This is a genomic window from Actinoplanes awajinensis subsp. mycoplanecinus, from assembly GCF_001509495.1.
GTDB lineage: Bacteria > Actinomycetota > Actinomycetes > Mycobacteriales > Micromonosporaceae > Actinoplanes > Actinoplanes palleronii.
The window spans coordinates 1-5977 of record NZ_LLZH01000069.1 but is presented as its reverse complement, the minus strand read 5'-3'; the positions used below and the strand labels follow the sequence as shown (position 1 = coordinate 5977).

The window sequence follows — 5977 nt, the reverse complement described above, 5'->3', positions numbered from 1 at the left end:
GACCTCGGTGAAGGGTTCGCTGCGCATCAACATGGTCCCACCTCCTGCGGTCTCGACTACGGGGTCAATGCGCGATACCTTGTTTCTAACACGTCATCGGAACGATGACAAGCGGAATGTCAACGAAAAGATGACGGCAGGAGAGGTGTCGTTCCGCACCGCCGTCGACCGCATCCGGAGCGCGCGTCCGGGTATCCGTCGGACATGCGTATCGGACGTACCGAAGTTAGTTTTCTCGGCGGCCCCGTCGGCTGCCTCGCCATGCTGGCGTTGTCCGTGCTGCTCTCGATCATCGGAACCGTCGTGCTGAACCTGCTTTTCTGACCGGTGACCCGGACGTAGTCCGTCTAACCGCGCCGCACGCCGCTATCTCCACGAGAGGGAAGGTGGCCGCGTCAAAGATCAACTTGTAGGGGCCGTTGCGGCGACCGGGTCCGCTGTCCGTCTCGCCGGTTCGCGCCACCGGCATGACCCACCGATGAGTCGGCCAGGTGGCTTGGTTGGCGTATGCGTAAAGCGGCTTTTGTGGGGAAAACAGGCAGCCATGCGACCTGAACACGAAGCGCCGCGCGAATCGTTGAGCTGGTTGGCCGTGGTGCGGCACGGGCAGAGCACCGGCAACGTCGCCGCCGAGGCCGCGGAGACCGCCGGTGCCGAGGTGATCGAGATCCTTGAGCGGGACGCCGATGTTCCGCTGTCCGGCACGGGCCGCGAGCAGGCGACCGCGCTGAGCACCTACTTCGCCGACCTGCCCGCCGGCGATCTCCCTGCGGTCGCGGTGGTCTCGCCCTACCTGCGCGCCCGGCAGACCGCGCAGATCGCGCTGGGGGACCTACCCGTCGCGGTTCGCGTCGACGAGCGGCTGCGGGACCGGGAACTGGGCATCTTCGACCTGCTGACCGCCCGGGGTGTGAAGGCCCGGTTGCCCGACGAGGCGCGTCGGCGGGCCCGGTTGGGCAAGTTCTACCATCGGCCGCCCGGCGGCGAGTCCTGGGCCGACGTCCTGCTGCGACTGCGGTCACTGTTGCGGGAGCTGCGCGCGGATCATCCGGACGGCCGGGTGGTGCTGTTCGCCCACGACGCGCTGGTGATGTTGACCCGGTACCTGGTGGAGGATCTGGACGAGGCCACGCTGATGGCCATCGCGCGTGAGGTCACCATCGCCAACTGCTCGGTGAGCAGCTGGCGGCGTGCCGGCGGGCGTCTGGTGCCGGAGTCCTTCAACGACGTACGGCATCTGCTGGCCGAGGCAGCGCCCGTGACCGAACAGGAGGCCGTCGATGCCGGGCGGGCCTGACGAACAAGTGATCACGCCACGGGTGTTGCGGAGTTGGCCGCTGCCGGAACCGGGCGGCGACAAGCAGGCGCGCGGCACCGTGCTGGTGGTGGGCGGCTCCCGGTTCAACCCGGGAGCGGTGCTGCTGGCCGGGGTGGCCGCGCTGCGTGCCGGTGCCGGCCGGCTGCAGCTGGTGGTGGCCGACGAGAGTGCCGTTCCGCTGAGCATCGCCGTCCCGGAGGCCCGGGTTCTCGGCCTGCCGCCGGGCGACGCCGGGCCACCGGCGGAGGTGCTCGAGCTGGCCCGGGACGCCGACGTGATCGCGATCGGTCCCGGACTGGACGACATCGGCCAGACCACCGAGCTGATGCGGGCGCTCCTCGGCGCGACCGGCCCGGACACGGCGGTGGTGCTGGACGCGTACGCGCTCGGCGCCCTGAGCAAGGAGCCCGGCTTGCTGCGGCAGCGCCGCGCGGTGCTGACCCCGAACGTGACCGAGGCGGGCTACCTGCTCGGCCGGGATCCGGGCGAGGACCTGGCGGGGGTGGCCGGCGAGCTGGCCGCCCGGTACCGGGCGGTGGTCTCGCTCTACGGTCACATCGCGGAACCGGGCGGCTCGGCGTGGCGCGAGGAGAGCGGCGACGCCGGGCTGGGTACCTCGGGCAGCGGGGACGCCCGGGCCGGGATCGTCGCCGGGCTGCTCGGCCGGGGCGCGGATCCGGCCCAGGCGGCGTGCTGGGGTGCCTACGCGCACGCGGTCGGTGGGCAGCGGCTGGCGCCTCGCTTCGGCCGGACCGGGTTCCTGGCCCGCGAACTGGTCGACGAGGTGGCGTACACGATCGCGACGGTCTGACCGCAGGGCGGCGCCTTCACCCGGACGGTCAGGCCTGCTGTGTGGTGGCCGTGGGCGTGCCGTTCGTGCAGCTCACTGACATGGTGAGCAGGGTCTTGCCGTGTTTGAACGTCACCGTGGGCGCGGATGCCGGCCCGGGGTCAACGGCCTGGACCTTGTAGGGCGTGGCCGCTTTCCAGGACAGGATCTGGGCGGTCGCCGGGCTGGGGCAGTTTGCGCGGACGGTGCCGGCAACCGTCGACAGCGTTCGCTCGGTCGGCTCGGTGGCCGGGGTCGTCGACGGGGCTGTTTCGTCCGGTGTCGCTGTCGTGGCAGGCGTCGCCGGGTCGGTGGGACTGGCCCGCACCGACGCTCCGGCGGATGTCGCGGGCTGCGAGTGCGGCCGTGTCGCGGCCGGTGCGACGGGCGTGAGGCGCGTCGAGGTGGTGGCCTCGGGCGCGCCCGGACCCCGGCTGGTCGTGGCCGAGGCCGCTGGGGCCGGGGGAGCTCCCGCCCACGACGGCTCGTCTCGATCCGTGGTGGTCAGCTGGTGCACCCAGAAAGCTCCACCGGTGCCGGCGACGATGACCAGCGCCGCGGTGATCAGCCACCGGCGGTATGCCGTGCGGGCGTTCGGTGGGGTGGCCGGCGACGGTATCAGCTCGGTTCGCAGGCCGGAGTCGACGGGCGGTGCCGCGGCTCCGGGCCGGCTGCTCGGTGCCCGGTGGATCAGGACCGTGGGGTCCGGGCCGGGATCCGTACGGGCCGGCAAGTGAGCTTCGTCGTTCACCACGCGCATCCCGGCGCCTCCCGCCAGAACTTCGGCGGTCTCCCGGGCGCTCGGCCGCACCAGCGGGTCCTTGGCCAGGCAGCGGTTGCACAGCCCGATGACGTGGTCGGGCACACCCGGCGTCGGTGGTAGCGCGGCCGGCTCGAGGTGGAGATGTGCCTCCAGCGTCTGCCTGGTGTCCTCGCTGGTCCAGGGGGAGCGGCCGGAGAGCAGCAGGTAGAGCACGACGCCGAGGGCGTACACGTCGGAGGCTGGTTGCACCGCATCGCCGGTCAGCCGCTCCGGTGCCAGGTAGGCCGCGGTGCCGAGGACCTCGGAGTCCAGCTCGCCGGAGCCACCGGGCGAGACGACCGCGGCGATGCCGAAGTCGACGACCTTGGCGCCGGTCGGTGCGAGCATCACATTGGCCGGCTTGATGTCCCGGTGCACCAGTCCTTCGGCGTGGGCGGCGGCCAGCGCCGCGGCGATCTCCGCGCACACCCGCATGGCGAACTGCGGTGCCACCGGACCGGCGGAGAGCCTTCGCAGCAGCGTCCCGCCGGGAACGAGTTCCATCACGACGTACGGAAAAGTCTGTCCTGCCGTTGTCATCTCGCCGTAGTCGTAGACCTGGGCGATGTTGGGGTGCGCGAGCGCCGCGGCGGCTCGGGCCTCGTGACCGATCCGGTCGCGCGCGTGCTGGTTGCCGGCGGCCGTGGGAGCCACGAGCTTGACGGCGACGGCGCGGGCGAGCACGTGATCGTGTGCCTGCCAGACGACTGCCATACCGCCGGCGCCGATCGGAGTCTGCAGGCGGTAACGGCCGCCGAGCAGCAGGCCAGGGTGCGCCTGCCCGAATTCACCGTCGAGAATGGGCGGTCCGTTCATCCGGGAAGTGTGCCTTGCCTGACGAAGATCTGCAGCCCGGCGGACCCGGTGATCGCCGCGGTGAGAGCGGGGAGGCGGCCACGCGCGAGCAGCCGTGACCACTTCGTCACCACCTTGACGCGTCCAACGGCGGCCCGGCCGATTGCCACCTGTGTCAGTCTGACCATCTCCTAGGGAAAGCGAGCACCACACCTTGTCGATCACCGCCGGCCGCACCGCTGCCCTCACCGATCCGGCCCGGCTGGCCGCGGTACGCCGCTACGAGATCCTCGACAGCCCCACCGACGGCCAGTTCGACTCCGTCGCGGCCGCCGCGGCCGCGGTGTGCGGCACCCCGATCGCCACCGTCAGCATCGTCGACGCCGACCGAGTGTGGTTCGCCGCCGCCAAGGGGCTGCACGGCGTGACGCAGGTGGCCGCCGAGGCCGGGCTGTGCGCGTCGGCGTTCTGCGCCGACGGCCCCTACGTCGTCAACGACGCCGCGATCGACCCGCGCACCCTCGACCACCCGCTCGTGCGCGGCGAACTGGGTCTGCGGTTCTACGCCGCCGCGCCGATCATCACCCGTGACGGGCACCACCTCGGCACCGTGACCGCGATCGACGCCATGCCGCGGGAGCTGTCGGAAGGACAGCGTGCCGTCCTCGGCCACCTCGCCGACCTGGTCGCGCAACACCTGGAACTACGCCTGGCCACCATCACCGCCGTCCGCGCCGAACGGCAACTACGCGACGACGCCGAACGACGCGCCGCCGCCGCGACCGAACTCGCCGAGCGCATGCGTATTGCCGCCGCCGCGCACGCCACCCGGCCGCATCCGGAGCACTGCCAGCTCGGCGGCGCCACCCCGTGCACCGACCCCGCCGAACTGAAGCTCGCCGACTCGTGGGGCGACTCCGCGTGGGGCTGCAACAACCACATCGAAGAAGCCATCATCAACGTCCGGTCGGTGTTCATCGCCAACGAAGAGCTCGGCGGTCTGGCCGCTTTCCTGCACCGCTGAGCCGGCAGCGCCACTGCTGCCAGGACCTGTGGTTTTCTCGTACAGCTCGGCTGGCCGCGCGTGACACACGACCGCGAGACCGTTGTGACCCGCAGAACGATCGGGTTCACAACGGCCTCGCGAAGTGTCGGCGTACAGCGAGGTCAGTCCTGCGGGGGTTCGTCCTTGCCCTGCTCCTCGAGGCGGTCTGCCTCTTCCTTCGTCTTGTGGATCGCCTGGTCGGCGTGCTCCGGCGGGCCGTAGACGGTGTAGAGGACCAGCGGGTTCGGACCCCCGTTGGTGAAGTTGTGCTTGCGGCCGGCCGGGACGACGACGAGGTCGCCAGCAGCGACCTTGCGGGTCTGCCCGGAGACGACCGCCTGGCCGACGCCGCTGACGAAGGTCAGGATCTGGTCGACCTCGTGGACTTCCTCGCCGATCTCGCCGCCCGGCGGGATGGTCATGATGACCAGCTGGGTGTGCTTGCCGGTCCACAGCACGCGACGGAAATCGGGACTCTGCTCCGCAACGGTGGCGATCGTGAAGTGCTCCATGCCAGGCGTATACCCGTTTTGCCGCGCCGCCATGCGACCCGCTCGTCTCAGGGCGATCAGCCGGACAACTCCCTGGCCGAAGCCTGTCCGAACCCCACGTGTGATCGTCGGAGTGACCGTCCACACAGGTCGTACAAATTTGAAATAACCTGGGTGGGGGTGTGGTTGAGCGGGATAACGGCCCACAAAGAGCCGGGAAAACCCCAGGGAGTGGTTCTGATGGCGAGCAAGACGATCGCGGTTGTCGGTGCGACTGGTGCTCAGGGCAGTGGTGTGGTGCGGGCCATCCTGGCCGGCGGCGGCGAGTTCACGGTGCGGGCGTTGACCCGGGACGTGACCTCGGTCAAGGCGCGTGAGCTGGCCGAGCTAGGTGCTGAAGTGGTGACCGGTGACTATTCCGATCCGGCGGGTCTGGCCGAGGCGTTCGAGGGGGCGCACGGGGCTTTCCTGGTCACCGATTTCTGGACGCACATGGATCCGGAAAAAGAGCAGGCGTACGTCCGGAATCTGATCGACGCGGTGCAGAAGGCCGGCGTGCAGCATGTGGTGTGGTCGACGCTGGAGGACACCCGGGAGCTGATCCCGGTCGACGACCCGCGGATGCCGACGCTGCTGGGTAAGTACAAGGTGCCGCACTTCGACGCGAAGGCCGAGGCGGACGCGTTCTTCGTCGAGT

At 70.4% G+C, this 5977-nt stretch carries 6 protein-coding genes; 4 read left to right on the top strand and 2 right to left on the bottom strand.

Annotated features, from left to right (window positions below; translation table 11 throughout):
• The first annotated feature begins 544 nt into the window (after nt 1–544).
• Both ADL15_RS11110 and ADL15_RS11105 read left to right on the top strand, forming a co-directional pair.
• Nucleotides 545–1297: a histidine phosphatase family protein gene (locus ADL15_RS11110; protein ID WP_067687982.1), complete on the top strand. Its 753-nt coding sequence runs from the start codon at nt 545–547 to the stop codon at nt 1295–1297.
• Nucleotides 1281–2129 (top strand): NAD(P)H-hydrate dehydratase, encoded by an 849-nt coding sequence (locus ADL15_RS11105; protein ID WP_067687980.1) that lies wholly within the window; start codon nt 1281–1283, stop codon nt 2127–2129. The genes ADL15_RS11110 and ADL15_RS11105 overlap by 17 nt, the downstream gene beginning before the upstream one ends.
• A gap of 28 nt (nt 2130–2157) precedes the next feature.
• On the opposite strand, the gene ADL15_RS11100 is transcribed toward ADL15_RS11105, so the two are convergent.
• Nucleotides 2158–3765, bottom strand: coding sequence for a serine/threonine-protein kinase (locus ADL15_RS11100; RefSeq protein ID WP_067687978.1), 1608 nt, complete (start codon nt 3763–3765; stop codon nt 2158–2160).
• Between the two features lie 193 nt (nt 3766–3958).
• Between ADL15_RS11100 and ADL15_RS11095 the strand changes: the two genes are divergently transcribed.
• Complete coding sequence (locus ADL15_RS11095; RefSeq protein WP_067687976.1) at nt 3959–4768, top strand: GAF domain-containing protein; 810 nt, start codon at nt 3959–3961, stop codon at nt 4766–4768.
• Between the two features lie 143 nt (nt 4769–4911).
• Here the strand turns inward: ADL15_RS11095 and ADL15_RS11090 are convergent, their stop codons facing one another.
• On the bottom strand, nt 4912–5301 hold the full coding sequence (locus ADL15_RS11090; RefSeq protein ID WP_067687974.1) for a cupin domain-containing protein: 390 nt from the start codon (nt 5299–5301) through the stop codon (nt 4912–4914).
• A 219-nt stretch (nt 5302–5520) separates the two neighbouring features.
• On the opposite strand from ADL15_RS11090, the gene ADL15_RS11085 reads away from it, so the two are divergent.
• On the top strand, nt 5521–5977 hold a 457-nt coding region (locus tag ADL15_RS11085; protein ID WP_232344023.1), incomplete at its 3' end, for an NmrA family NAD(P)-binding protein.